A 25,189-nucleotide genomic window follows, 5' to 3' on the forward strand; every position below is an offset into this window, starting at 1 on the left:
CAAGCAGCAAGAGGAAGTGGCTCTTGGCTTTCCCCGGCGCGTTCATGCTGAGCGTGGCGGGTGTCGCGCCGGCGCAGGAGATCGACCTGAAATCCGCGGTCGAAGCCGCGCTCGAGACCAATCCCGAGATCAATCAGGCCGCGCAGAACAAGGAAGCGATCGAGTTCGAGCGCAAACAGGCGCAAGGGCAGTTCCTGCCGCGCGTCAGCGTCGAGGGGTCTGCGGGCATCCGCCGCCTCGAAAATGCGACGCGGCGCAGCCTCAACATCGCGGACGAGACGCTCTATCCGCTCGAGGCCAATGCGCTGGCGGAGCAGGTGGTCTTCGATTCGGGCGCGCGCAGCTCGGAACTGAAGCGTCAGGCAGCGCGCACCGATGGTGCCGCGTTGCGGGTGGAGGAACGTTCGGAATTCGTCGCGCTCAATGTCGCGCGGCAATATCTCGACTATCTCCTCCAGGAACGCATCGTCGCCGCGTCGGACGACAATGTGACCTTCCACCAGAAGCTGGCGGGTGATCTGCGCGAGGGCGTTGCCAAGGGCTCGATCAGCATCGCCGATCAGCAACAGGCCGAGGAAAGGCTTCAGGCCGCCAAGGTCCGGCGGACCGAGGCGCAGGAGGATCTGGCCAATGCCGCCATTTCATTCCGAACCCTGACCGGGCTGTCGCTGGTTCGGGGATCGATGCCGGCCTCGCCGCGGTCCAAATTGCCGCCGACCTTGGCCGAGGCGATCGAACAGGCGCGCGATCGGAATCCGCGCGTGCGCGAGGCGATGGCCGATATCGATGCCGCCTATGCGATGGTGGGCAAGGCGCGCGCCGATCTGGGGCCGACGGTCTCGCTCGAGGGGCGCGGCCGGATCGGGGAGGATATCGACGGTTTCCGCGGCAGCACCAACGACCTGCAGGGCCGTGTCGTGCTACGCTGGAATCTGTTCGACGGCGGCATCAATCGCGCGAAGGTCCAGGAAATGGTCCGCCGTGCGAGCGAGGCGCGTTTCCGCATGCACCAGCTTTCGCGTGAGGCGGAAGAGGATGTCCGCCGCGCCTGGAATCGCTGGACGAGCCAGGAACAGCTCTTCACCGATCTGGAGCAGCAAAGCCGCGTCGCCGACGATCTGCTGCTGTCCTATCGCGAGCAGTTCAATGTCGGACGCCGGTCGCTGCTCGATGTGCTGGACTCGCAGAATACGCGATACAATGTTCAGGTGCGTGCGGAGACCGCGCGTTTCTCGCAGATGTTCGGGCTTTATCAGGTGCTGGCGGCGACCAATCAGCTGCTGCCCGCGCTCGAGCTGGCGCCGCCGGCTGCGTCGAAGACCTATGCGCGTGAACGCTTCAATGTGAAGCCGACCGCGCCCGCCGAACTGATGGAGCGGCGCTATCCGAACTGATCGCGGATCGGTCCGTCCAGGGTAAGCGGTGCGGGGAGTATCACGTGAGTTTGACCGGTTGGTACGAAGACACCTCCGGGCCTGCGGGCCCGGACGATGTGCTGGCGTGTATCGAATTCGTCGCGCGCAGCTTCGATCGTTCGGCTTCGCCGGTCGCGGTCAAGGCGGGGCTGGCGCTCGACGAATCGGGCCGTTTCCCTTTCCATCAGATCGAGCCGGCGCTGGATCGGTTCGGCCTGACCGGGGATCGGCTCGGTCGCAACATGGCACGCTGGAGCGCCGCCGACATGCCCGCGATCGTCCGCATGGCCGATGGCCGGGCGGCGATCCTGCTCGACGTCAACGGCGGCGATTTCCAGATCCAGCTTCCGGGGCGCGACGCGGCATTCTGGGTCGACAAGCGGGAGTTCCAGCGCTTCTACGCCGGCGAGGCCATATCCGTCGCCGCCGATGCGACGCGCGAGCGCGCCGATGAGCGGCCCTGGGATCAGCTGAAGCGCCGGCACTGGTTCTGGAGCGAGGTCTGGAAGATTCGTCGGTCCTTCGGCTTCGTCGCGCTCGCCGCGGTCCTCATCAATCTGCTGGGCTTCGCGCTGCCGCTGTTCACGATGAACGTGTACGACCGCGTCATCCCCAATCGTGCGGCGTCGAGCCTTTGGGTGCTCGCGCTCGGCGTGACGCTTGCCTTCATCATCGAATTCTCGCTGCGTATGGCGCGCGCGCGGCTGATCGACGAAACCGGTCGGGCGCTCGATTCCAGGCTGTCGCAGAAATTGTTCGAAAAGGTGATGAACATCCCGCTCGCCGCCAAGCAGGGCAGCACGGGCGCATTCGCACGGCGCGTCTCCGAATATGAGATGGTGCGCGAATTCTTCGCATCGACCACCGTCGTGCTCGCGATCGATGTCGTCTTCCTGTTCCTCTTCGTCGCGCTGATGGCGGTGCTGGCGGGCTGGCTCGCTTTGATCCCGGTCGCCGCGATCGCGGTGATGGCGTTTGCGGGGCTGACGCTGCAGAAATCGATGGCGAGCGCCGCCGTCGAGGCGCAGGCGGATTCGAGTCTCCAGCATTCGGTCCTCATCGAATCGATCGGCGGGCTCGAGACGCTGAAATCCTGCCGCGCCGAAGGGCGGATGCTCGGCCGCTGGCGGCGCTATGCCGATATGAGCGCGGCAACGCAGGAACGGCTGCGGCGGCTGACCGCGATGGGCGTGAACCTTGCCGCGCTCTGCCAGCAGGCGACGAGCATCAGCCTGGTGATCGGCGGCTTCTACATGTTCAATGCCGGATCGATTTCGATGGGGGCGATCATCGCCATCGTGATGCTCGCAGGCCGTTCGCTCTCGCCCGTCGGCCAGCTCGCCTATCTGATGACGCGCGCGCGCCAGGCGATGGTGACGCTCGACAGCCTGCAGACGATGATGGGTTTCGACGACGAGCGCGATCAGGGCAGCCGTTCGGTGGTGCCGCAGATCCGCAGCGGCGATATCGCGCTCGAACATCTCGATTTCGCATATCCCAACAGCGCCGCGCCATCGTTGAGCGACATCTCGCTGACGATCCGGCCCGGCGAGCGGATCGGCGTGATCGGGCGCGTCGCTTCGGGCAAATCGACTTTCGGCCGCGTGTTGTGCGGTCTCTATCGCCCGAGCGGCGGCCATTATCTGATCGACGGGCTCGACAGCCATCAGCATCATCCGCACGAGATCCGCTCCGCATTCCGCTATGTCGGGCAGGACGCCGAACTGTTCAGCGGCACGATCCGCGACAATCTCGCACTCGGCGCCACGCTCGCCGACGACGATGCGCTGGTCGCCGCGTTGCGGAAGTCGGGCGCCGGCGCCTTTCTCGCGCGCGACGCGGCGGGTTTCGACCTGCATGTCGGCGAACGCGGCGGCCGCCTGTCGGGCGGACAGCGCAGCTTCCTCGTGCTCGCCCGTGCCCTGGTCGAGCCCTGTCGCCTGCTTTTCCTCGATGAACCGACCGGCGCGATGGATACCCAGACCGAGCGGCTCTTCATCGAGCATCTGGCAACGGCGCTGACGCCCGACCAGACGCTGGTGGTTTCGACCCATCGCAACGCGATGCTCGGCATCGTCGATCGCCTTATCGTCATCGATCAGGGGCGGATCGTCGCGGACGGGCCGCGCGATACCGTTCTGGGCGCGCTTGCCGCCAATGGGGAAAAACAATGAGACCGATCCAACCCGGCATCACGGCGCGGCGCCTGCCCGCGGGGCGCATTGCGGCTGCGCTGATCGCGGCCGTCGCGATCGCCGCCGCCTTTGCCCGGCCTGCGCCATTGCTCGACGCGCTGGGCTGGACGGACCAGCCCCCGAAACCGGCGGACGAGGTCGCGGTCAGCCGGGAGCATGAGGCACTGATGGCCGCGACGCGCGACGGCGTTGCCGCAGCCGCCGTGACCGGAGAAAAGGCAGTGCAGATCAATGCCGCATTGCCATTCTCGACCGCGCCCATCCTGTCCGCCGCGCGCTTCTCGATCGCGCATGCGGCGGTCTCCGACCAGGAGCGCGCGCTGCAGTGCATGACTCAGGCAATCTATTACGAAGCTGGTTTCGAGCCGCTGGAGGGGCGCCGCGCGGTCGCGCAGGTCGTGCTCAACCGCCTGCGCCATCCCGCTTTTCCCAAGACGGTCTGCGGCGTCGTCTATGAAGGGTCCGACCGCCGGGTCTGCCAGTTCAGCTTCACCTGCGACGGGTCGCTGGCACGGACACCCGCGGCTGCGGCGTGGCGAGAGGCGCGCGCGGTGGCGAAAGCGGCGCTTGCCGGTGCGGTCGATCCTGCGGTGGGCACAGCCACCCATTATCACACCGATTGGGTGTCGCCTTACTGGGCGCCGCGACTGACCAAGCTGGTTCAGGTGGGCGCACATATCTTCTATCGCTGGCCGGGAAGCTGGGGAATGCCGGCGGCTTTCTCTGGGCGCTATGCCGGGCTGGAGTCGGTGCCGACGGTTCAGCTTGCCGTCGTTGCCGACGATGTTCCGGCCGAAATCGCCGCCATCCTGGCAAAGATGCCGCCCGAACGGCGCGCCGAGAATGATGTGGGCGGCCGGCTCGACGTGACCAAGGGCTGGTCGCTGAGCATTCCGACACCGTCCGAAACACACAGCGCGCTTGCCGCCGCGACCAGCGGTCAGGGGGCTCCGGCCCAGGCGATTGCCTATGCGCGTGCCGAGCGCGGCGTTGCGCCGATCAACGAACAGCCAAAGCTGGCAAGCCAATGACGGTCATCGGTCGATTCATGGCCTGGGTGCAGGCATTGTCGGGTGCGCGACTGGTGATATTCACCAGCGCGGTTGGCTTCGGCGTCTTTCTGCTCTGGGCGAGCCTCGCCCAGGTGGACGAGGTGACGCGCGGGCAGGGCCGGGTCATTCCGTCGAGCAAGGTACAGGTCGTCCAGGCGGCCGAGCCCGCCAGCATCGACGCTATCCTGGTCCGATCGGGGCAGCGCGTGCGCAAGGGCCAGCTTCTGGTCCGGCTCGACGATACCGATTCCTCATCGGCATTGGGGCAGATCGCGGCGGAGAATCGTTCGCTCGCCGCGCGCGCCGACCGGCTGGGGCAAGAGGGCGGGATCGGCGGCGGCAATTGTGCGACCAAGCCGGACGGATCGACCGCACCCGAATGCCGTGAGGAAGCAGCGCTTCAGGCCGTACGGCGCCAGGCACTGGGCAGCCGCATGGCGGCATTGGGGGCCGCGGTCGAACAGCGGCGTCGCGAACTGGCCGAGGCGCAGGCGACCGCGGGCAGCCTGCGCAGCAGCATCGCGCTCGCCCAGCGGCAGGTGGAGATGCTCGCGCCGCTTGCCGAGAAATCGATCGTGCCGCAGACCGAATTGCTCACCGCCCGGCGCGAACTGGTCGATCTGCAGGGACGCCTCGCCGCTGCCCAGCAGACGATATCGCGCGCGGGTGCGGGTGTCGGCGAAGCCCAGGCCCAGGCGTCGGAAGCATCGTTCCAGTTTCGCCAGGAAGCGTTGAACGAACGCAGCCAATTGTCCGCCAAGATCGCGGTCAATGCGGAGTCGCTGAAGGGGGCGGCGGGGCGCCTTCAGCGCGCCGAGATCCGGTCACCGGTCAATGGTGTGGTCAATGATGTCCAGATCACCACCGTCGGCGGTTTCGTCAATGCCGGCCAGAAGATCATGCAGGTCGTGCCGATGGGCGACAAATTGCTGATCGAGGCGCGCGTCAAGCCGAGCGATATCGCCTTCATCAAGGTCGACGACCGCGCCAATGTGAAAGTGACCGCCTATGATTTCTCGATCTATGGTGGGCTGGTCGGCAATGTCGTGCAGGTCTCGGCCGACAGCATCTACGACGAAGTGTCGAAGGAGGCCTATTTCACCGTCGTCGTGCAGACCGACCGTGCCTATCTGGTCTCCGGCGGCCGCCAGCTGCCGATCACGCCCGGCATGATCTGCGACGTCGAGATCATCACCGGCCGCAAGAGCGTGCTGTCCTATCTTCTGAAACCCGTCCTGAAAGCCCGTTCGGAGGCCTTGCAGGAGCGCTGATACGGATCTTGATGAGTTCGACTCGTCGAGATCCGGTATCAGCCCGCGCGGTGCTTGAGCGAACCGATCGAGGATGCGTCAGCATCTTCGAGATCGCGTATGAGGCGCAATCAGTTCGCCCGGTAGCTCGCCAGGGTCAGCGACGCGGTCTGCATCGACCGCCCGGCTGGTTCGGCGCGATAACCGTGCATCCAGGCCTGTGTGCCGGCATAGGTGAAGATGGGCCGATAATCGTTGGTCTGCGCGGCATCGAGCAGGCGATCGGTCTCGTTATCGAGCGCGACCAGCCTGCCGTCGAGCCTAACCACCAGCAATGCGTGATCAGCCCGGCGCACCAGATCGCGTGCAATGACGAAATAGAGATCCTCGTCCGCAACGCCGAGCGCCTTGAGCATCTGCATCTTCGCGATCGCATAATCCTCGCAATCGCCCTTGCGGCTCCGCAGCGACTGGGCGGCCGATGCCCAATGATCGGCGCGGCCATAGCCGTTCCGGTCCTCGACAAAGCGGATCCGCGCATTGACCCAGCTGTTGACCGCAGCAACCTGCGCCGCGCGGTCCCGATGGCGGGCGGACTGAATGACCGACGCCCATGGCCCCTGGCGTGTTCCAAGCGATGCCGCGCGGGCAATCGTCCAGCGCGTGCTGAGTGGCGTCGCCGAAATCCTCAACGCGACCGATCCGAAGATGTCCGGGCGGTCATGGGCGATCGGTGCGAAGAATTGCGGTGGCTGCACGAATTGCTGTGGCTGGATCGGTTGCACCGCCGCGATGAGCGCCGGTTTCGGATCGCCGCAAAGCGGCCTGAAATCGAAGCCGGGCGCAATGGTGTCGGCCATGGGCGACGGCGTTGTGAAGCCGTCATGCTGTGCCCTGATGAGATCGAGTTTGCTGGGCGCGCCGCCCAATATCGCCTGGGCCTTGCTGGCGCTCGATGCTGCCGGCTCGGCGGCGATGCGCGCGGTCTCGAACATCGAAACCGCCGCGCACATGCCGCTGATCGCGATCGGCAGCACCGTCGTGCCGGCGACCGCAGGCGTGCTCGACACCAATGCAGCCGCGACCAGCATTGCCGAGGTCCGGACGAGAATAGCGCGTTTGAGAGACGATCCTGCCATGTGATCAGCATGGCGAGGAGCATCGAATATATGTTTAATTGCCTTGGTTAATGAATTCTAAAAGCAATCGGGATGCGGTAACCGGCTGTTTCCAGATATGTTTTCGACCGGTTCTTTTGCAGGGCGCCGCGTCGGCCGCACCGAAACCTGTGCGGAATCCGGATTCGCGCGATGATCTGCGGTCGATGCGCTTGCGGGGCTCGGGGTGACGGGTTGTGTCTTTGCGATGGATGCCCTTCGAATCGATTCCCGATCGTGATAGGCTGTGCATGAGCGCGGGGGTGTTCGAAGGAGGGATTATGATCCTCGATAACGAACGCGGCTATCTCGGCTGGCGTGCGCGGATGGAGCGCATCCGCGCCGAGCGCGCGCCGGATCCGGTGGGCTATCGGGCGCATGTGGAATTGGCGCGCAGCTATGAGCGCAGGCTGTCCGGCCTGTTGATGGGCGATGTCCGCAAACCTTCGCTGAGAAAGGGCTAGCGGTCGTCTGGCGCGGCGCCGTTCAGGCGTCGGCCCAGCGGCGCAACAGATTGTGATAGACGCCGGTGAGCTGGATGATCGCGCGGTCATCCTGGCCGCGATCCTGGGCGATCGTCTGGATCGCGGTGTCAAGCTCGAACAGGGTGCGGCGCGCATCGGTATCGCGGATCATCGACTGGATCCAGAAGAAGCTCGCGACGCGGCGGCCGCGCGTGACCGGCTCGACACGGTGGAGGCTCGATGCGGGATAGAGCAGCATATGGCCCGCGGGCAGCTTCACCGCCTGCGCGCCGAACTGGTCCTCGACGATCAGTTCGCCGCCGTCATAGGCATCGGGATCTTCCAGGAAGAGCGTGGCCGACAGATCGCTGCGGATACGGAAATCGCTGCCGCGCCGGATACGGATCGCATTGTCGACATGCAGGTCGAACGCCTGGCCGCCCGAATAGGCATTGAACAGCGGCGGGAAGATCTTGAGCGGCAATGCCGCGGCGATGAACAAAGGTGCCCGGCCGAGCGCGTCGAGGATCAGTTTGCCCGCCTGTTTCGAAGCGGGGCTGTCCTCGGGCAATTGCAGGTTGCGTTTCGCGAGCGCCGATTGATGGCCGGAGGTCGCATTGCCGTCGATCCAATCGGCAGCATCGATCAGGCCGCGCACTTCGGCGAGCGCCGCCGCGTCGAGAATCTCGGGGATCGCGATCATCATGCCGCCATCGCGCTATTGCCATGCCGCCACCTCGTCAATGCTATTGCGATGCGTTCTTAGAAATGGCGCTCAGCCGCTTATGCTTTCGTCAGGGCGAATACGCGTTTCCATGAGGAAATCGGCGTTCTGGCGAATCGTAAATTGGAGAGGCTACGCGGCCTCGATTCCTTCAAATCCGTCTGATGAAGCCGCCAATCCTGTCGTGAATTGAAAGAGAGGCAGAGAATTTGTCGGGTCGAACCCGCTCTCCGGGGCGGATGCGAACCAGCGGAGAAGAACGCGGATAATAGTCAATCCGACCAATAGAGAAGAGCGGCAGATTTCCTGAACATTCGATAACGGCGGTGATCATGTTCGGTTCACCACCGTCACGATATTGGCGCCGCATTCTTGAAGGAAACGGAGATTTGATCATGCGTATCGTAACCGCATTGCTTGCCGGTGCCATGGCATTTGCCGGCGTTGCCGCACAGGCCGCCCCCGACCGCAGTCCCGAGGCGAAGCTCGCCAAGGCACTCGACGGCCGCGTGGCCGGTAAGCCGGTCACCTGCCTCAATCTGCGCGACATCCGCTCGACGCGGATCATCGACAACACCGCCATCCTCTACGAGACGGGCGGCGGGAAGATCTATGTCAACACGCCGCGTTCAGGCGCGTCGTCGCTGCGCGACGGCCGGGTGATGGTCACCAACACCCATTCGTCGCAGCTCTGCAGCATCGACACCGTGAAGCTCTATGAGAGCGGATCGCGCATGCAGACGGGCTGGGTCGGGCTGGGCGAGTTCGTGCCCTATACCAAGGTACGCGCCGGCCATATCGGTTGAGCGGCCTGCCCCGTCACACAGGGCCGGCGCGGCGTGATGTCGTTGCCGGCCCTTTGTTTTTGGATCGAGTCAGGATTCAACCGTTCCTGATCTCCGCTCGAACAAGCCGGTGGTCGCGCCGTTGAGCTGAATCTCGGCGATCCGATAATATCCCCGGGCGGTGGCAAGCCGGATCGACGGCGTGTTGTCCGGATCGATCAGGCAGGTTGTGCAGCGGGCGGGCAGATGCGCGTCGGCCCAGTCAAGCACCGCCGTCAGCGCTTCGCCCGCAAGCCCGCGCCCCTGCGCGCTCGACGCGAGCATCCAGCCGGTTTCCGGTTGTTCACCCGACATCGGCACGCCGGTGCGCTGCTGATAGGCGAGCGCGATCTCGCCGACGAAGCGGCCGGTTTCCGCCTCGCGCAGCATCCAGTAGCCGAAACCGAACAGCGACCAATGACCGGCATATTTGAGCAGCCGGGTCCACGCCTCTTCGCGCGAGCACGGCTTGCCGATGAAACGCAGCAATTCGGCATCGGACCAGAGTGCGAGGATATCCGGAAAATCGGCCGCGACCGGACGACGCAATGTCAGGCGCGGCGACGACAGCGCGTCCGGTGCGGCGGCGAGGATCACGGCGCCGGTTTGAGCGCGATCACGCGTTCGGCGGCCTGGTTGACCGCCGCCCGGCTGAACGAAAGCGGGGCATAGCGTCCGTCTTTCCACGCCGGCAGGAGATCGCTGTAATGCGGATCGCTGGGGTCACCAGACTGGCCGGGCATGTTGAGGAACATCGATTTGTCCCAGTCGCCCACATCCATCACCAGCCGTACCGAGGGGCCGTGGACGGCGGCGAAGCTGGTGCCGCGATAAGCGGTCATCGCAGGAGTCGTGGAGGATCCCCCGACCGGCACCGGCCCGATCGTCATCGATCTTTGCAGCGTCCCGTCGGCGAGGGCGGCGACTGCGGGCTTGAGCGTGAGCGTGTGGAGCCGCCCCCATTGCCATGTCGCGATATCCGGGCCCAGCTTCTGGCGCAGATCGGCGAGCGTCGCTTCGAGACTGTCGATCAGCATCGATTTCGCGGCGGCGGCGGGATCGGCGCCGAGCATCGCATCGCGCGTTTCCAGCAGCGACAGCAGCGCGTCGGGTGAGCCGCGATCGATGATCGGGCGGGCGGGTGCTGGAGCGATCCGGTCGACCATCACGCGGCCAAGATGCTGGGTCAGCCAGCTTTCGTAGATCGCGGCCGGTACGCTTTCCGCCGCAACATTGCCGTCCCATGCCTTGATCAGCGCCAGCGCCTGGCGCGCTTCGGGCGTATTGCCTTCGAGCGCCGCCGCCAGCGCGATCATGCGCTGCGCCATGCCGCTGCCGGTATCCATCTGCAGCGCCATCGCATCCGCGACCGAGAAGCGTGGCTTGCCGGCGATTACTTGTGAGATGCGGTCGATGCGGCTGCGATCGCTCCATTCGAAATTGACCGGCGAACGCGGCGAATAGCCGGCGGGGAAGTTCATCTCGTTGGCGCTGGCGAACCAGCCCTTTGCGGGATCCTTGATCTGCGGCAGGTCGGCGGGGCGGCTGATGCCGCGCCATTCGTAGCGGCCGTCGCCGGGCACCGGCAGCAACCCATCCCAATTGGCGCGGATCGGTGCGAAGCCGGCGGCAGACCAGCCCGTCGTGCCGCTGAGATCGGCCCAGATCAGGTTGAGCGGCGGCGTGCCCCAATGATCGGCCGCCTTGCGGAAATCGCTCCAGTTGGCGGCATTCGCGAGCCAGGACGCGGCGGCATAGCCCGAGGATCCGGGTTCCGACCATGTCGTCCTGAGCGCGAAGGCGTGGTTCTGCTTCGCATCCTGACGCAGCACCGGACCGTGCCGTGTGTAGCGAAGCTCGACCGCGACCGGTGCACCGCCCTTCACGGGAATGGTTTCGCGCACCAGCTTCATCTTCTCCCAGCGGCCGCGATAGCGATAGGAATCGGGGTCGCCGGGCTTGGTCTCGTAGACGTAGAGATCTTCCTGGTCGGTGCCGAAGATGGTCAGGCCGAACGCGGCCTTGCCGTTATGGCCGAACGACACGCCCGGAATCGCGGGCTCCCCTGCACCGATCAGCGAAACCCCCGGCGCATCGAGATGGACGACATAACGCAGGCTGGGCACGCCGAAGGCGCGATGCGGATCATTGGCCAGGATCGGCCGCCCCGTCGCCGAATGCGACGACGCGATCACCCAGTTGTTCGAACCGTCGGCGGTGTTTGGGTCCGCCGCATCGGTCAGGCGTGCCACGGTGGTCGACGACGAGGGCGCAAAGCTCACCTCGGCAGTGGCGAGCAGATAATCGTCCATCACATCGGGCGTGATCGTGCAGGGATCGAGCCCCTGCGGCATGACGGGCACGTGATCGGGTGAAAGCTTGGCGCGCAGCCGGTCGGCTTCGAGCCCGCCGGCGCAGGCGACGCGCGCGCGCAGCACTTCCTGCTTGGCGTTGGAGACCAGGGCATGGCTGCGGATGCGGAGGATGTCGTCGGCCTGCCAATGGTCCGGGCGGCTGGCGGTGATGCCGAATTCGACCGGCATCGGCTTGGTGCCGGCCAGCACCTCGTCGACATAGGCGTTCACCCCGGCCGCGAACGCGGTGTAGCGATCACGGCTTCCCGGCGCGTAGCGCGTCCATTCATGGGCCATCTCGCCGCGATAGAGGAAAAGCCGGGTGGCGCGATCCTGCTTCACATAAGTCGGGCCGAAGCTGGCGGAGAGCAGGCCAAGCCCGCGTTTCCGCCACAGGTCGATCTGCCACAGCCGATCGCGCGCGGCGTTGTAGCCCTGCAGGAAATAGGCGTCGCGCTCGCTCTTCGCGTAGATATGCGCCAGCCCCCAGCGATCGACGACGATCTCGGCGGGCTGCTGCAGGCCGCGTACGGCCCAGTCGTCGCGCTTCACATCGGAGGCGGCGGCGATGGACGGCAGGGCGGCGGCGATCAGCGCGATCGATCGAATCCGGGGCAGGGCAGGCATCATCCGGGCACTCTCCTCTCAACCAGTTTATGGATGATCGGGCGCAGCATCAGGGCTGCGATCAGCCCCCCGATGGCGATTCCGGCATGCAGCAGCCAGAATTCCGGCGCCCCCATCCTTTCGTAGAAGCGACCAAGCCAGCCGACGGTGAAATTGGCAAGTGCGATCGACATGATCGCCAGGCTCATCATGATCGTCGCCTTGGCGGGCGGCGCATGGCGCGACACGAAGGCCTTGAGCGGCGGCTCGCCCCAGATGAAGCTGAAATCGAGCAGCACGAAAAAGGCGAGCACCCAGGCAAGCGGAACCTGCCCCGTCGAGACCGCCGCACCCAGCGCCAGGATCGCGAATGCCGTGCCCGCCATCGCGCAGCCGACGGCGATCTTGGCGATATCGCCGGGTTCGCGGCCATGCGTTTCCAGCATCCGCCACAGCCGGACGCCGAGCAGGATGCCGATCATGGTGGCGATACCGTCGAAGGTGAAGATCCAGGTGACGGGGATGGTGAGGCCCCAGGCCTGGCGGTCGACATGGTCGGTCGCCCAGACCGGAAACAGCGTATAGGCCTGATAGACCGCGCTGAACATTAGCAGGAACGGGACGAACGCCAGCAACAGCCCCAGGATCGCGCGCCAGTCGTCGCGGGTGAGCGGGGCCTGTGCGACGCGGAGGCGCGCCACGGGCGGTTCGGGCGGCAGATGGCGCCGGCCCGCCAGATAGATGATCAGCGCCGCGACCATCGCGATCGCCGCGACGCCGAAGCCATAATGCCAGCCCAGCGTCTCGCCGAGCGTGCCGCAGATCAGCGGGGCGGACAGGGCGCCGAGATTGCGGACGAGCATGTAGATGCCGAAGCCCCGTGTCCGCCGGGGATCGTCCGCGCCGTAGATATGGCCGATCTGGACCGCCATATTGCCCTTGATGAAGCCGGCGCCGAGCACCAGCAGCAGCAGTGCGAGCAGGAACAGCCGTTCGGATGTCATCGACAGGTGGCCGAGCGTCATCAACACCGCGCCGAGCACGATCGTGCGTGTCTGCCCGAGCACGCGATCGCCCAGCCAACCGCCGAGCAATGGCGTCGTGTTGACCAGTCCGACATAGAGGCCGAAGATCTGCGATGCGAGCGCGATGGTGGTCATCGGCCCGCCCATCGATTCCAGGCCCGCGCGCAACTGCCCGAGCCCGGCCACCCGCTCGAAATGTCCCGGCTGCAGCAACTGGCCGACCATGTAGAGCATCAGCAGCGCCTGCATTCCGTAATAGGAAAAGCCCTCCCACACCTCGGTGAAGGCGAGATAGGCCAGGCCCCGTGGATGGCCGAAAAAGGCGGTGTCCCCGTTGCGTTCCATGCTTTCTCCAAAGCGCCCTGTCGCGCCGTGCGACGAATATCTATTGACTGTGTACCTCAAAAATACAATGTGTATACAGGTTTTTGAATGCACGCGTTGCCGCGTCGGAACAGGGGTTTCATGTCGTTATCAAACACCGGCGGGGCTGTCGCACAATGCCGTCGGTAACCGTCGATCCAGCGATCGACCTGCAGGCAGAGTCCGAAATCGTCCGCGATGCGATCGATATCCTTGCCCAGCTGGTGTCGTTCGACACCACTTCGTCCGAATCCAATCTGGCGCTGATCGCCTATGTCGAGGCCTATCTCGCCGATCATGGCGTTGCGTCGCGCCGCATCGCCAATGCCGACGGTTCGAAAGCCAATCTGCTCGCGACCGTTGGTGATGGGCTGACGGGCGGCATCGTCCTTTCGGGGCATACCGATGTGGTGCCGGTGAAGGATCAGCCCTGGACGTCGGATCCGTTCGTGCTCACCCGGCGCGGAGACCGACTCTACGGCCGCGGCACCAGCGACATGAAGGGCTTTCTTGCGCTTGCGCTCGCGGCGGTGCCGCTGCTCGTGCGCGCACCGCTCGCCCGCCCCGTGCATCTCGCTTTTTCCTATGACGAGGAAATCGGCTGCCTGGGCGCGCCCGATCTGATCCGCAACATCGTCGATGACGGTTACAGCCCGATCGCTGCGATCATCGGCGAGCCGACCAGCATGCACATCGTCAACAGCCACAAGAGCATCCATCTCTACGAAGTCGTGGTCACCGGCCGGGAAGCGCATTCGAGCCTGGTGCATGAAGGCGTGTCGGCGAACATGATCGCGATCGATCTGCTGGCCAGGCTTGTCGAAATCGCCGACGCCGAGCGGCGCGATCATCGCGACCCCCGTTTCGAGCCGCAATGGTCGACTCTGACCGTGGGGACGATCCATGGCGGCACCGCGCCCAACATCCTGGCGCGCGAATGCCGTTTCACCTTCGATCTGCGCTGCATCCCCGACCGCGAGGCGGAAACCGTGCTGGAGCCCTTCTGGCGTGCGGTGGAGCGGGCGCATGCGCGTCTCGAGGCCGAGGGCGAAGGCACCGGCATCACCATCAACCGTCTGGCGCAAGTGCCGGCGCTGCGGCGCGAGCAGAGCGGGGCGGCCGAGCAATTGTCGGCGATGCTGAGCGGTGCGAACGGGCCCGGAACCGCGGTTTCATATGGCGCGGAGGCCGGCCAATTCCAGGCGGCGGGTCTTTCCACTGTCATCTGCGGCCCGGGATCGATATCCCAGGCACATCGGCCGGACGAGTTCATCGAATTGAGCCAGATCGAAGCGGGGGCTCGCTTCATCACCCGGCTTGTTGCATTTGTCGGGATGCGGTGAACGAAAGGCAGGCAGGAATGCGCACGAAGACGATCGCCAAGGCTGTGAACGATCCGGACGAGGCCGGTCTGGACGATGTCGTGGCGGGCGACGGCGTGCGCCAGTCTTCGGGACAGAAAGTCTATTCGCTTTTGCGCGAGCAGATATTGAGCCTCGAGCTGGCCCCGAACACTGAACTCGATGAGGTCCAGTTCAGCCGCGAGCTCGGTTTCTCACGCACGCCGATCCGTGAAGCGCTGATCCGGCTGGCATCGGACAGCCTGGTCGTGCTTGCGCCCAATCGCGGCGCACGCGTCGCGCCGCTCGATCTCGATCAGGTACCGCAGGTGCTCGAAGCGCTTGAGCTTTATGAGCGCGCGACGACGCGTTGGGCGGCGCTGCGGCGCCAGCCGGCGGACATCGCGCAGCTGGAGCAACGCAATCGCGAATTCGCCGTCGCATGCGAGACCGAGGATCCACGCGTGATCGTCGAGGCGAACTGGGCGTTCCATGACGCGATCAACCAGGCGTGCGGCAATAAATATCTCGCCGCCGACTGCTCGAAAATGCTGCGCGGCGTCATGCGGCTGTCGCTGCTCGCCTTTCGGCAGAGCGACGCCCAGCTTTCGAGCTACGATGTCGTCGAACAGCATCGCGAGATGATCGAGGCGATCCGCAGCGGCAATGCCGATCTGGCGGAAGACCTGGTCTACCAGCATTCGGACGAGTTTCGCGACCGGATGAAGACCTTTATCGCGGGGACGTCGACGGCGGACTTCTCGCTGGTCGGGCGGCGCTCTTAAGTTTGATCCTACTCTGCCATCGTCATTGCGAGGAGCGTAGCGACGAAGCAATCCAGCGGTTGAAGCTTCCCTGGATTGCTTCGCTACGCTCGCAATGACGTTGGGGTTTGCGGATTACCCCTCAATCCTCCAGGTCGCCTGGCACCGCGCCGGCCGCGCTGAACATCATGATCGCGGTCGGGACGGTCAGCGCCATCACCAGCAGCAGCGCGTAGCGCAGCCCCGTCGGCCCCACGGATGCGCTGAACATGTCGCTGAGCGCGCCCGTCACCACCGGGCCCAGCCCGAAGCCCAGCAAATTGCCGAAGAACAGCAGCAGCGCGATCGCGGTCGCGCGCCGCGCGCTGCCGCACACTGCATGGACCGCGGCGAAGGCGGCGGGCAGCGAGGCATAGAGCAGGATGCCGCCAAAGGTGCTGACCACCAGGAACCAGCCGAGATCGTCGATCAGGAACATCAGCGTGTTGGGGAGCGCCGCCAGCCCGAAGCCGAGTGCCGGGAACCAGGCGATCCACCTCTTGTCGCGCCGCACGAGCATGTCGCATGCCATGCCGCCCGCGAGGCTTCCGATAAGGACCGCAACACCCGACGACAGGCCGTAATAGAGGCCGGCATCGGCGATCGGGCTGCCGACCACGCGGATCAGATAGGATGGCACGAAGACCAGCGAGCCATAAGCCGCGAAATTGTAGAAAGTGAAGCCGATCAGCAGCCGCACGAAGGAGCGTTTCGCCTTGAGGTTGCGGATCGACTCCCCGAACGCCTCGGTCGCGCCGCGTGGTGCCGATGCGGCGCCCGATCGGCGGGGCTCGTCGAGCAGGAAATAGACGATCGCCGCGATCAGCAGGCCGGGCAGGCCGAACGCCACCAGCGTGGCGCGCCAGCCATAGGCGGTGACGATCTGCGACCCGATCGACAGGCCGATCAGATAGCCGGCGGTGCCCGAGGTCGCGAAGATGCCGATGGCGCGCGCGCGCGCGGATACGGGAAAATAATCGACGATCAGCGACTGCGCCGGGGGTGTCGCGCCCGCCTCACCCACGCCGACGCCGATGCGCGCGAGCAGCAGGTGCCAGAAATTCCCGGCCGCCGCGCACAGCATCGTCATCGCGCTCCAGATGCTGATCGCGACGGTGATCAGCAGCTTGCGGTCGCCGCGATCGGCCCAGCGCGCGATCGGCAGGCCGAGCATCGAATAGAGTAATGCGAAGGAAAGGCCGCTGAGCAGCCCCAATTGGGTGTCGGAAACCCCGAATTCCTGCTTGATCGGTTCGAGCAGGACCGAGATGACGACGCGGTCGACCGAACTCGACGTGCCGACCAGGAACAGGATCGCGAGGAAGAACCAGCGCCGCGCGGGCGAATAGAGATGCGACGACCCGGTCGTTGCGGCCTGTTCGGGGGCTGCTGCGCCCGGCGTCACGGGCGCGGCCCGGTGTTGCGCCCCTCCCAGGTGCGGAACCAGCGCAGCACGCGCATACCCTGGTCGATCTGCGCCTCGAAGCGCGCGGCGGCGTGCCCTTCCTCGGGATAGAGCACCAGCTCGCTCGGCACGCCGCCCAGCACCAGCGCATGGTGATATTGCACGGCCTGGCTCGACGGTGTGGTCTTGTCCTGCTCGCCCGCGACCAGCATTGTCGGCGTGACCACCATGTTCGCATGCGCCAGCGGGCTGCGCTGGTCGAACACGCCACCGACATCATAGGGATTGCCGCCCGAATAAAGCGACAGGAATTCCGGATGATGGGCGGTGAAGAACTGGCTGCGCATGTCGGTGAGCGGCGCGATCGCGCAGGCGGCCTTGAACCGGTCGGTCTGGCCGACCAGCCAGCAGGTCATGAAACCGCCATAGCTGCCCCCGGTGACGAACAGCCGGCCGGGATCGACGTCGTGATTGGCAATGACGTGGTCCAGCCCTGCGAGAATGTCATGCGCATCCTCGCCGGCCATGTCGTCGATCACGCGCGACGCGAAATCGAGCCCGCGCCCCGAACTGCCGCGCGGATTGGGAAAGAGCACCGCATAGCCCGAACTGACGAGCAAGGCGGCGAGCGGATTGTCGAAACTCCAGGAATCGCGGAACAGGTGCGACGGGCCGCCATGGATGAAGACGACCAGAGGCGGCCGTTCGACATTGGCGGGCAGGGCGAGATAACCGAATATCTCCAATCCGTCGCGCCCCTGCCAGCGTATTGCCTGGGCGGGTTGCATCATACCCAGGATCGCACGCGCGCCGTCATGCGCCAGATCGAGCACCACTTGCTCGCTGCCATCGTCGTCGACGCGGACGATATGGGCGTAGCGATCGAATGCATGGCCGGGCACGATCGCGCCGGCATGGCCCGTGGGCGTCGCTGCGGGAACCTTCCGGCCGCCGGTGCCCGGCGACCGCCATTCGATCGCGGTTTCGCCGCTGGAGAGATCATGCGTGCCCGCGACGCTTCCGGGCGCAGCGAAGCCCGCGAAGAACAGGCGCGCGCTGTCGCGCCATGCCAGTGCCGAGACTTCGGCGCCGATCATGGGCTGGCGCCGCTCGCCGGTCATGCGATCGTAAAGCGTCAGCGTGCCGAGCGCGACGGTGCGATGGAAACGCCCCTCGATGACGGCGATCGTGCGTCCGTCGGGCGATCCGCAGACCCTGGCGAGTTCGACATCGGGCCGGGCGAAACGGTCGAACGCGCCGCCGCTGGCCGGCGCGATGCCGATCTCGGTCTGGTACCAGCCGCCTTCGGTGGGGCTGGAGGAAAGGATCGCGACGACCGCATCGCTGCCGCACCAATCGGCTTCCCAGACATTCTGGCCGGCGATGCCGATCTCGGTCAGGCGGTTCGACGCGATGTCCCAGATGCGGGCGCGGCGCCACAGAGTGTCGTGCGATCCGGTTTCGACCGTCGGCATCCAGGATGGGCGCTCGACCGCCGCGCTGCCGATGCGCGCGGTGCTCGCCGATCCGGCAGCGTCCGCGCCGGCATCCGCGCTCTGGATCAGGATGCGCCGGCCATCGGCGGACCAGGCGAAACTCTCGATCGCTTCGCCGTCGAGGATGGGGCCGGCAAGCTGAACTTCCGGCGTGTCGGCATCGCTCAGGAAAAGCTGGAAATTGCCGCCACCGCGTCCGCGATCCGACAGAAAGGCAAGCTGCGCGCCGTCAGGCGACCATTTGGGATCGGTATCGTTGGCGCCCGCGTCACCCAGCAATCGCACGGCGCCATCGGTGCCGAGCAGCGCCAGCCGCGTGACCGGGAAACCGCCATCGGCTTCATAGACCGGCCCGGAAAAGGCGATCACGCCCGTCGCGGGATTCTCGACCGCGTGGACGATCGCGTGGAACTGCGCGGTGCCGGGCCGATAGAGTTTTTCGAAATAATCGGTGACGCGCGTCTGGATCGCGGCGAGTTCATTCTCATCAATCATGCCGGTCCAGGTCTTTCGATCGTCGTCACGTAACACATGTTCCTATCGCATCGGGCGGCAGGCCCGCCGCCCGACAGGATCAGATATGGAATTCGAACTGGAGGCCGACGGTACGCGGCCGGGTCCGGAATTCCAGGCTGACATCGCTGGGCGGCTGCAAGCGGCCGTTCCAGTTGGTGATATTCTCCATGAACAGCGTCGCGGTCCAGTTATCCGGCGATTTCAGCGCGAAGCTGGCGCGCGCGGTGAATGGCGCGTCGCTGATGAACAGCCGCGATACGCCGCCGGAGAGCAGGCGGCCGGGGATCTTGGACCGATAATTCACCGATCCCGAGAATTGCCCTTCCAGGCCCGCGCCGCCGATCGGGAATTCGTAATCGGCAAAGGCGCTGGCGGTATATTCGGGCGAGAAGGCCAGCCGTTCGCCCTTCTGGAACAGCACCACCGGGCCGGCGGCCGTCTGGGTGATGATCGCCGCGTCGAGGTTCAGGCCGTTCCAGCTGAACGTGCCGCCGAAATCGAGCCCCCTGGCCGGACGGACGGTCGCGCTCAGGTCGACGCCGAAGCCGCTGGCCGACGAACCGTTGACGCTCGCCGCGATCGGCGCGCCCATGAAGTTCAGATTCACATTCTGCTGAATGTCCTTCCAGTCGATATAATAAAGCGCCGCGTCGAAGTTCAGCACGCCGCCAAGCAGGCTGCCCTTGGCGCCGATCTCGTAGTTGGACAGCTTGTCCGCGCGAACCGGCGGCAGCGTCGGCGCCGTGCGGATCACGGTCGGGCTCTGGTTGAAGCCGCTGCGGAAGCCCTGCGAATAGGATGCATAGGCGGTGAAGCTGCGCGAGGGCAGCCAGGTCAGCACCACGCGCGGCGTGACGGCGTCGAACGTCTCAGTGCGGTGCGCCAGCGGCTGGGCGGGATTGCCCGTGGTCGGGGTCCGCTCGATCTGCGAAACGCGATCATTGAAATAGCGCAGGCCGCCGGTCAGCTCGAGCGTATCGTCGAGGAAGCTCTTGGTGAGCTGACCGAACACCGCGTAGGAACGCGACTTGTCGTTGGTGTTGATCGGTGCGGGCAGCACGAACAGCGTCTGGTACAGCAGGTCGGTCGCATCGCGGTAGAAGGCGCCGGCAGACCAGCGCCAGCTGCCCTCGCTTTTCGAATTGAGCAGCAGTTCCTCGGTGAAGACCTCGGATTCGATGTTCGAATAGAGCGTCTGCCTGGGGCCGAGCGTGTTATAGTCACGCAAGCCGCGATTGACGAATTTCAGATAGCTGGTCGCGCTGGTGATGGTGACGCCGGGCAGCTCATAGCCGAGCTTCGCGCTGAACGCGTCATAGTTCAGCTTTTGCGGGATCGGCACCGGTGCGAGCTGGATGCCGGCGGCATTGGCATAGCTGGGCGCGTCCTGATCGATGCGTGAGATCCAGGCCGACAGGCCGATGCTCAGCTCCTCAGTCGGCTGCGCGTTGATCTTCAGCCGCACGTTGCGCGATTGCGTGTCGTTGGCGTTCTTGATGCCCTGCGCCGGCTGCTCGATCCAGCCGCCCGCATTCTCGAAGCCCGCGACCAGCCGCACCGCCAGCTTGCCTTCGACAAGCGGGATGTTGACCGCGATGTCGCCGCGATAGCTTTCGTCGCCGTCCTGCGTCGAAGATATGCCGGCACGCGTCTTCAACTCGAACTTGTCGAGATTGGCGTCGTTGGTCAGCAGGCGGACGACGCCGTTCAGCGCGTTGGCGCCATAGAGCGTGCCCTGCGGCCCGCGCAGCACCTCGATCCGCTGCATGTCGAAGCCGTTGGTGTCGGGCAGGATCGCGGACTTCACCAGGCCGAAGGGCACCGAGTCGATATAATAGGCGGCAGTGCTCGATCCGGAGAGCGTCGCGCCGTTGGCGGCGACGCCGCGGATGGTGAGCTGGGTCGCGCCTCCCTGTGCGGTGCTGGTGATCGAAACGCCCGCGACGCTGCGCAGCGCGTCGGTGACGCCGCCCGTGGTCTGGCCGTCGAGTTGCGCGCCGCCGAGGACCGCGACCGAGATCGGCACCTTCTGCAGACGCTCTTCACGCTTCTGTGCGGTGACGACGATCTCGCCGGTATCCTCGTCCGCCGCGTCGGCGGTCTGTGCGCTTGCCGGCACCGCCCATGCCAGCGGCAGCAACGCCATCGCCACACCGCACCGCAATCCCGTCGACAGCTTCTTACGCATCATATCCCCCTGCACCTTTTCGGCTCATTGATGTTGAATTTCTCGTGAACACAATCTGTATAATCTGTGTAGACAAGTCAAGCGCGTCGCTCTAACCCAGCGTTTATCGGCGGTTTCAAGAGGGATTTGAGAACATGGCTGGGCCGGAAGGCGTGGTGGAATTCGCAAAAGGGGATGGGATCGAGACGTTTCGCGGCGTCGTCTTCCCCTGGCATTGCGACTCGATGGGGCACATGTCGGTGCAGCATCAGATGCCGCTGCTCGACAATGCGGCGTACCATCTGCTCGGCACGCTGGCGCCGACGACCGCGCTGGAGGACGGGCATCGCCTCGGCTGGGCCGATGTGTCGCACGAGATCCGCTATCTGCACGAACTGGTCGCGGGCGATCTGCTGATCCTGCGATCGGGGATCCTGGCGATCGGGCGTTCGTCGCTTCGCCATCGCACGATCGTGATGCGACGGTCGGACGACCATATCTGCACCGTGCTGGAGGGTGTCACCGTCCGTTTCGACCTCGATGCGCGCCGGTCGGTCCCCTTGTCCGATCCGGTGCGGGCCATCGCCGAGACGCTGCTGATTCCGGCGGCGTCCGATCAATCTTCATTGGGAGCATAAACTATGGAACGAGTCCTCGTGACCGGCGCGGGCGATAGTGTCGGCCGCGCCATCGCCGAACGGTTTCTGGGCAAGGGATATAAGGTCCATATCTGCGACATCCGCGCCGATGCGGTGCAGGCGACGCTCGACGCCAATCCGGGATTGAGCGGCAGCGCCGTCGATGTCGGTGTCCGCGCCGATGTCGACCGGCTGTTCGACGATGTCCGTGCGTCGATCGGCGACCTGTCGATCCTCGTCAATGTCGTCGGCATGGCCGGGCCACGCGCACCGATCGAGGAGATCGACGAGGACGAGTGGGACAAGACCATCGCCGTCAACCTGTCCGGCATGTTCTATTGCATGAAGCGCGCCGTGCCGATGCTGAAGGCCAATGGCGGCGGGTCGATCGTCAATTTCTCGACCTGCTCGACGCGCACCGGGATCCCGTATCGCGCACCCTATATCGCGTCCAAGGCAGGGGTCGAGGGGCTCACGAAGAACAGCGCGCGCGAACTGGGGCCGTTCGGCATCCGCTGCAACGCGATCCTGCCCGGCATCATCAACAATGATCGCTTCCGCTTCATCGTCCAGCGCAACGTCGACGCGACCGGACGCAGCTTCGAGGACATCGAGAACGACTATCTCAAATATGTCTCGCTGCGCACCAAGGTCGAGCTGAGCGAGTTCGCCGACATGGTCGAATTCATCACCTCGGACGCGGGCCGGAAGATCACCGGCGAGACCATCGCCGTCAGCGGCAATATGGAATGGGAAGAATAAGCATGAGCGGCAACAAGACGATCCTCACCTGCGCGGTCACCGGCGGCGCGCCCTTCAACCCCAAGCATCCATCGATGCCGATCACGCCGGAGCAGATCGCCGACGCCTGCATCGAGGCGGCCTCAGCCGGGGCCAGCATCGTCCATATCCATGTCCGCGATCCGGAAACCGGCCAGGGCAATCGCGATCGCGCGCATTTCCGCGAGGTGGTCGATCGGGTCCGCCAGACGGGCACTGATATCGTGCTCAACCTGACCTGCGGCATGGGTGCCTATTTCCTGCCCGATCCGGAGCGGGAAGGGCATATGTTGCCGGGCAGCGACGTGGTCGGCGTCGATGAGCGCGTCGCGCATGTCGAGGAATTGCTGCCCGAGATCGCGACGCTCGACATCGTCACCAACAACCAGGTCGAGGGGCCGACCGAATATATCTATTTCAGCCCCACCCACACGCTGCGCGCGATGGCCAAGCGGTTCAAGGCGGCGGGGGTGAAACCCGAACTGGAAGTGTTCGGCGCGGGCGATATCCTGTTCGGCAACAAGCTGGTCGAGGAGGGGCTGATCGACGGGCCACCGATGATGCAGATGGTGCTGGGCGTGCAATGGGCGGCGCCGCATGGCGTGGACACCATCCTCTATCAGCGCGGCCTGATGACGCCTGGCACGCATTGGGGCGCTTTCGGCATCGGCCGAGAACAAATGCCGATGCTGGCGCAGACGTTGCTGCTGGGCGGCAATATCCGCGTCGGGCTGGAGGATAATCTCTATATGTCGCGCGGCGTATGGGCGACCAACGGCCAGTTGGTGGAGCGCGCCTATTCGATCGTCAATTCCATTGGCGGCTACAGCGTCGCCACGCCCGCCGAGACGCGCGAGATCCTGAAATTGCGGCAGCCTGGCTGATGGAACTGGAGCCGGTCGACCGTGCGCTGCTGGGCGGCGATCATGGCGCGGCGGCGGCGCGCGCGATGGCGATGCTTGTCCGCTATGGCGAAGCGGGCGGCGCACCCTGTTTCGTGTCGATCGAATCCGCGCATATCGACGGCTGCCTGTATCATGGCCCGTCCAGCACCGATTTCGCGCGCCGCTTCGTCGATCTGGGCGGGCGGGTGCGCGTGCCGACGACGCTCAACGTCGCGGCGGTCGATGTCGTCCATCCCGGCTGGCATTGCGGCCCACCCGAACTGCTCGACGCGCAGCGGGAATTGACCGAGCTGCACGAACGGCTCGGCTGCATCGCGACGCTGACCTGCGCGCCCTATCAGCGCATGGTCCGCCCCCGGCCGGGCGAGCATGTCGCCTGGGCCGAATCGAACGCGATCGTCTTCGTGAACTCGGTGCTCGGCGCGCGCACCGATCGCTATGGCGATTTCACCGATCTGTGCGCCGCACTGACCGGGCGGGTGCCGCTTGCCGGGCTTCATCGCGACGAGAATCGCAGGCCGCAACGCATCGTCGGCGTTCCGGGGCCGGAGGCGGCCGGGCTGCCGCGCGACCTGTATTTCGCGGCGCTCGGCTATGTGATCGGCCAGCGGGCGCCGGGCCTGGTTCCGTTGGTGAGGGGCGTTCCGGGCGACGCCACGGAGGATGAACTGAAGGCGCTGGGCGCTGCAGGCGCATCGTCGGGCTCGCTCGCGCTGTTCCATGCCGAAGGGGTGACGCCCGAAGCCGAATGGGCGGCCGAACAGGCCGCGCAAGCGCCGCTTCCGGAGATCGAGATCGTAGCCGCCGACCTCCACGACGCCGTCTCCCGGCTGTGTCCGGTGGCAGAGGGGGAGGCGGTGGCGGCGGTCTGCCTGGGCACGCCGCATTATTCGCTCGACGAATTCCGGATATTGAACGCGGCGCTCGGCGGGCGTAGCCCGGCCGAAGGCGTTGCCCTTTATGTCTCGACCTCGCGCGAGATCGCGGCGGCGGTGGAACATGATCCGGCCTTCGCCCCGCTGCGCCGTTTCGACGCGCGCATCGTCGTCGATACCTGCACCTATCTGGCGCCTGTCGTCCGCAACACCCAGGGCGCGATCCTGACGACCTCCGCCAAATATGCGCATTACGGCCCCGGCAATCTTCAGCGGCGTGTGGGGCTGATGACGCTCGAACGCTGCATCCGCTCGGCCGAACTCGGCCGGGTCGCGCCGCCATGCTGATCGCTGCACGGGCATTGACGCCGGGCCGGGCCGCCGGGCCGCTGCTGTTGCTCGACGAGCCGCTCAGCCTGTGGGGCGGGCTCGATCTGCGGACGGGCGCGATCATCGACCGGACGCATCCGCAATGCGGGCTGGCGATCGCGGGGCGCATCGTCGCGATGCGCAGCGCACGGGGATCCTCGTCCTCGTCGAGCGCGCTGGTCGAGGCCGCGCGCGCCGGCGTCGCGCCCGCCGCGCTGATCCTGGGGCTGCACGATCCGATCCTGACGATCGGCGCGCTCGTCGCGGCGGACCTCTATGGAATCGAGATTCCGTTGATCGTGATCGAGGCGGAGGCCTGGCCCGTGCTCGTGGATGGAGCGGCGCTGTCGATCGAGACGGAAGGCAATCAAGCCCGGATCATGATCGATCCTGCTTAAAGATCCCTTCCTGTCATTCCCGCGCACGCGGGAATCCAGCTTTTCCATGCAGTTTCAGGAAAAGAAGA

Annotated in this window: 22 protein-coding genes; 13 read left to right on the plus strand and 9 right to left on the minus strand. The window is 65.5% G+C overall.

What is annotated here, in order from left to right; all coding sequences use genetic code 11:
- Positions 1–23: 23 nt before the first annotated feature.
- The 4 genes from AC3WN8_RS18610 to AC3WN8_RS18625 are packed head-to-tail and all read left to right on the plus strand — an operon-like array spanning position 24 to position 5,933.
- A complete protein-coding gene (locus AC3WN8_RS18610; protein ID WP_492670967.1) occupies positions 24–1,394 on the plus strand; it encodes a TolC family protein in 1,371 nt (456 codons plus the stop codon).
- Between the two features lie 44 nt (positions 1,395–1,438).
- Positions 1,439–3,589, plus strand: coding sequence for a type I secretion system permease/ATPase (locus tag AC3WN8_RS18615; RefSeq protein WP_492670968.1), 2,151 nt, complete (start codon positions 1,439–1,441; stop codon positions 3,587–3,589).
- On the plus strand, positions 3,586–4,641 hold the full coding sequence (locus AC3WN8_RS18620; RefSeq protein WP_492670969.1) for a cell wall hydrolase: 1,056 nt from the start codon (positions 3,586–3,588) through the stop codon (positions 4,639–4,641). Before AC3WN8_RS18615 ends, AC3WN8_RS18620 begins: the two co-directional genes overlap by 4 nt.
- On the plus strand, positions 4,638–5,933 hold the full coding sequence (locus AC3WN8_RS18625; protein ID WP_492670970.1) for an HlyD family type I secretion periplasmic adaptor subunit: 1,296 nt from the start codon (positions 4,638–4,640) through the stop codon (positions 5,931–5,933). The genes AC3WN8_RS18620 and AC3WN8_RS18625 overlap by 4 nt, the downstream gene beginning before the upstream one ends.
- A 110-nt stretch (positions 5,934–6,043) precedes the next feature.
- On the opposite strand, the gene AC3WN8_RS18630 is transcribed toward AC3WN8_RS18625, so the two are convergent.
- Positions 6,044–7,051, minus strand: a complete 1,008-nt coding sequence (locus AC3WN8_RS18630; protein WP_492670971.1) for a transglutaminase-like cysteine peptidase — start codon at positions 7,049–7,051, stop codon at positions 6,044–6,046.
- 299 nt (positions 7,052–7,350) lie between these two features.
- Here AC3WN8_RS18630 and AC3WN8_RS18635 point away from each other — a divergent pair, with 299 nt between their 5' ends.
- Positions 7,351–7,533, plus strand: a complete 183-nt coding sequence (locus tag AC3WN8_RS18635; protein WP_492670972.1) for a hypothetical protein — start codon at positions 7,351–7,353, stop codon at positions 7,531–7,533.
- Positions 7,534–7,555: 22 nt separating this feature from the next.
- Here the strand turns inward: AC3WN8_RS18635 and AC3WN8_RS18640 are convergent, their stop codons facing one another.
- Both AC3WN8_RS18640 and AC3WN8_RS18645 read right to left on the minus strand, forming a co-directional pair.
- Positions 7,556–8,239: a Fe2+-dependent dioxygenase gene (locus tag AC3WN8_RS18640; RefSeq protein ID WP_492670973.1), complete on the minus strand. Its 684-nt coding sequence runs from the start codon at positions 8,237–8,239 to the stop codon at positions 7,556–7,558.
- 169 nt (positions 8,240–8,408) lie between these two features.
- The gene (locus AC3WN8_RS18645) at positions 8,409–8,591 is read right to left on the minus strand and encodes a hypothetical protein (protein WP_492670974.1); all 183 of its coding nucleotides are present in this window, start codon (positions 8,589–8,591) and stop codon (positions 8,409–8,411) included.
- 61 nt (positions 8,592–8,652) lie between these two features.
- On the opposite strand from AC3WN8_RS18645, the gene AC3WN8_RS18650 reads away from it, so the two are divergent.
- The gene (locus AC3WN8_RS18650; RefSeq protein ID WP_492670975.1) at positions 8,653–9,063 is read left to right on the plus strand and encodes a hypothetical protein; all 411 of its coding nucleotides are present in this window, start codon (positions 8,653–8,655) and stop codon (positions 9,061–9,063) included.
- Between the two features lie 69 nt (positions 9,064–9,132).
- Here AC3WN8_RS18650 and AC3WN8_RS18655 read toward each other — a convergent pair whose 3' ends face one another.
- The 3 genes from AC3WN8_RS18655 to AC3WN8_RS18665 are packed head-to-tail and all read right to left on the minus strand — an operon-like array spanning position 9,133 to position 13,411.
- The gene (locus AC3WN8_RS18655) at positions 9,133–9,678 is read right to left on the minus strand and encodes a GNAT family N-acetyltransferase (protein ID WP_492670976.1); all 546 of its coding nucleotides are present in this window, start codon (positions 9,676–9,678) and stop codon (positions 9,133–9,135) included.
- Positions 9,675–12,065 (minus strand): penicillin acylase family protein, encoded by a 2,391-nt coding sequence (locus tag AC3WN8_RS18660; protein ID WP_492670977.1) that lies wholly within the window; start codon positions 12,063–12,065, stop codon positions 9,675–9,677. Before AC3WN8_RS18660 ends, AC3WN8_RS18655 begins: the two co-directional genes overlap by 4 nt.
- Positions 12,062–13,411: a peptide MFS transporter gene (locus AC3WN8_RS18665; protein ID WP_492670978.1), complete on the minus strand. Its 1,350-nt coding sequence runs from the start codon at positions 13,409–13,411 to the stop codon at positions 12,062–12,064. The genes AC3WN8_RS18660 and AC3WN8_RS18665 overlap by 4 nt, the downstream gene beginning before the upstream one ends.
- 155 nt (positions 13,412–13,566) lie before the next feature.
- Between AC3WN8_RS18665 and argE the strand changes: the two genes are divergently transcribed.
- Positions 13,567–14,772: an acetylornithine deacetylase gene (gene argE, locus AC3WN8_RS18670; RefSeq protein WP_492670979.1), complete on the plus strand. Its 1,206-nt coding sequence runs from the start codon at positions 13,567–13,569 to the stop codon at positions 14,770–14,772.
- Positions 14,773–14,789: 17 nt separating this feature from the next.
- Entirely contained in the window at positions 14,790–15,554 is a 765-nt protein-coding gene (locus AC3WN8_RS18675; RefSeq protein WP_492670980.1) for a GntR family transcriptional regulator, read from the plus strand.
- A 121-nt stretch (positions 15,555–15,675) separates the two neighbouring features.
- Here AC3WN8_RS18675 and AC3WN8_RS18680 read toward each other — a convergent pair whose 3' ends face one another.
- The 3 genes from AC3WN8_RS18680 to AC3WN8_RS18690 form a co-directional block, all read right to left on the minus strand.
- Positions 15,676–16,977: a spinster family MFS transporter gene (locus AC3WN8_RS18680; RefSeq protein ID WP_492670981.1), complete on the minus strand. Its 1,302-nt coding sequence runs from the start codon at positions 16,975–16,977 to the stop codon at positions 15,676–15,678.
- A complete protein-coding gene (locus tag AC3WN8_RS18685) occupies positions 16,974–18,968 on the minus strand; it encodes a prolyl oligopeptidase family serine peptidase (protein ID WP_492670982.1) in 1,995 nt (664 codons plus the stop codon). The genes AC3WN8_RS18680 and AC3WN8_RS18685 overlap by 4 nt, the downstream gene beginning before the upstream one ends.
- Positions 18,969–19,047: 79 nt before the next feature.
- The gene (locus AC3WN8_RS18690) at positions 19,048–21,177 is read right to left on the minus strand and encodes a TonB-dependent receptor (RefSeq protein ID WP_492670983.1); all 2,130 of its coding nucleotides are present in this window, start codon (positions 21,175–21,177) and stop codon (positions 19,048–19,050) included.
- A gap of 134 nt (positions 21,178–21,311) precedes the next feature.
- Between AC3WN8_RS18690 and AC3WN8_RS18695 the strand changes: the two genes are divergently transcribed.
- Genes AC3WN8_RS18695 through AC3WN8_RS18715 form a run of 5 tightly spaced genes read left to right on the plus strand, consistent with a single transcriptional unit; the run spans position 21,312 to position 25,121 of the window.
- Positions 21,312–21,794: an acyl-CoA thioesterase gene (locus AC3WN8_RS18695; protein WP_492670984.1), complete on the plus strand. Its 483-nt coding sequence runs from the start codon at positions 21,312–21,314 to the stop codon at positions 21,792–21,794.
- Between the two features lie 3 nt (positions 21,795–21,797).
- Positions 21,798–22,556 (plus strand): SDR family oxidoreductase, encoded by a 759-nt coding sequence (locus AC3WN8_RS18700; protein ID WP_492670985.1) that lies wholly within the window; start codon positions 21,798–21,800, stop codon positions 22,554–22,556.
- Positions 22,557–22,558: 2 nt separating this feature from the next.
- A complete protein-coding gene (locus AC3WN8_RS18705; RefSeq protein ID WP_492670986.1) occupies positions 22,559–23,458 on the plus strand; it encodes a beta-keto acid cleavage family enzyme in 900 nt (299 codons plus the stop codon).
- A complete protein-coding gene (locus tag AC3WN8_RS18710) occupies positions 23,458–24,702 on the plus strand; it encodes an aconitase X (RefSeq protein WP_492670987.1) in 1,245 nt (414 codons plus the stop codon). The genes AC3WN8_RS18705 and AC3WN8_RS18710 overlap by 1 nt, the downstream gene beginning before the upstream one ends.
- Entirely contained in the window at positions 24,696–25,121 is a 426-nt protein-coding gene (locus AC3WN8_RS18715) for an aconitase X swivel domain-containing protein (protein ID WP_492670988.1), read from the plus strand. Before AC3WN8_RS18710 ends, AC3WN8_RS18715 begins: the two co-directional genes overlap by 7 nt.
- Positions 25,122–25,189 lie beyond the last annotated feature (68 nt).

The organism is Sphingobium sp. FW305-3-2-15-F-TSA7 (genome assembly GCF_058787155.1).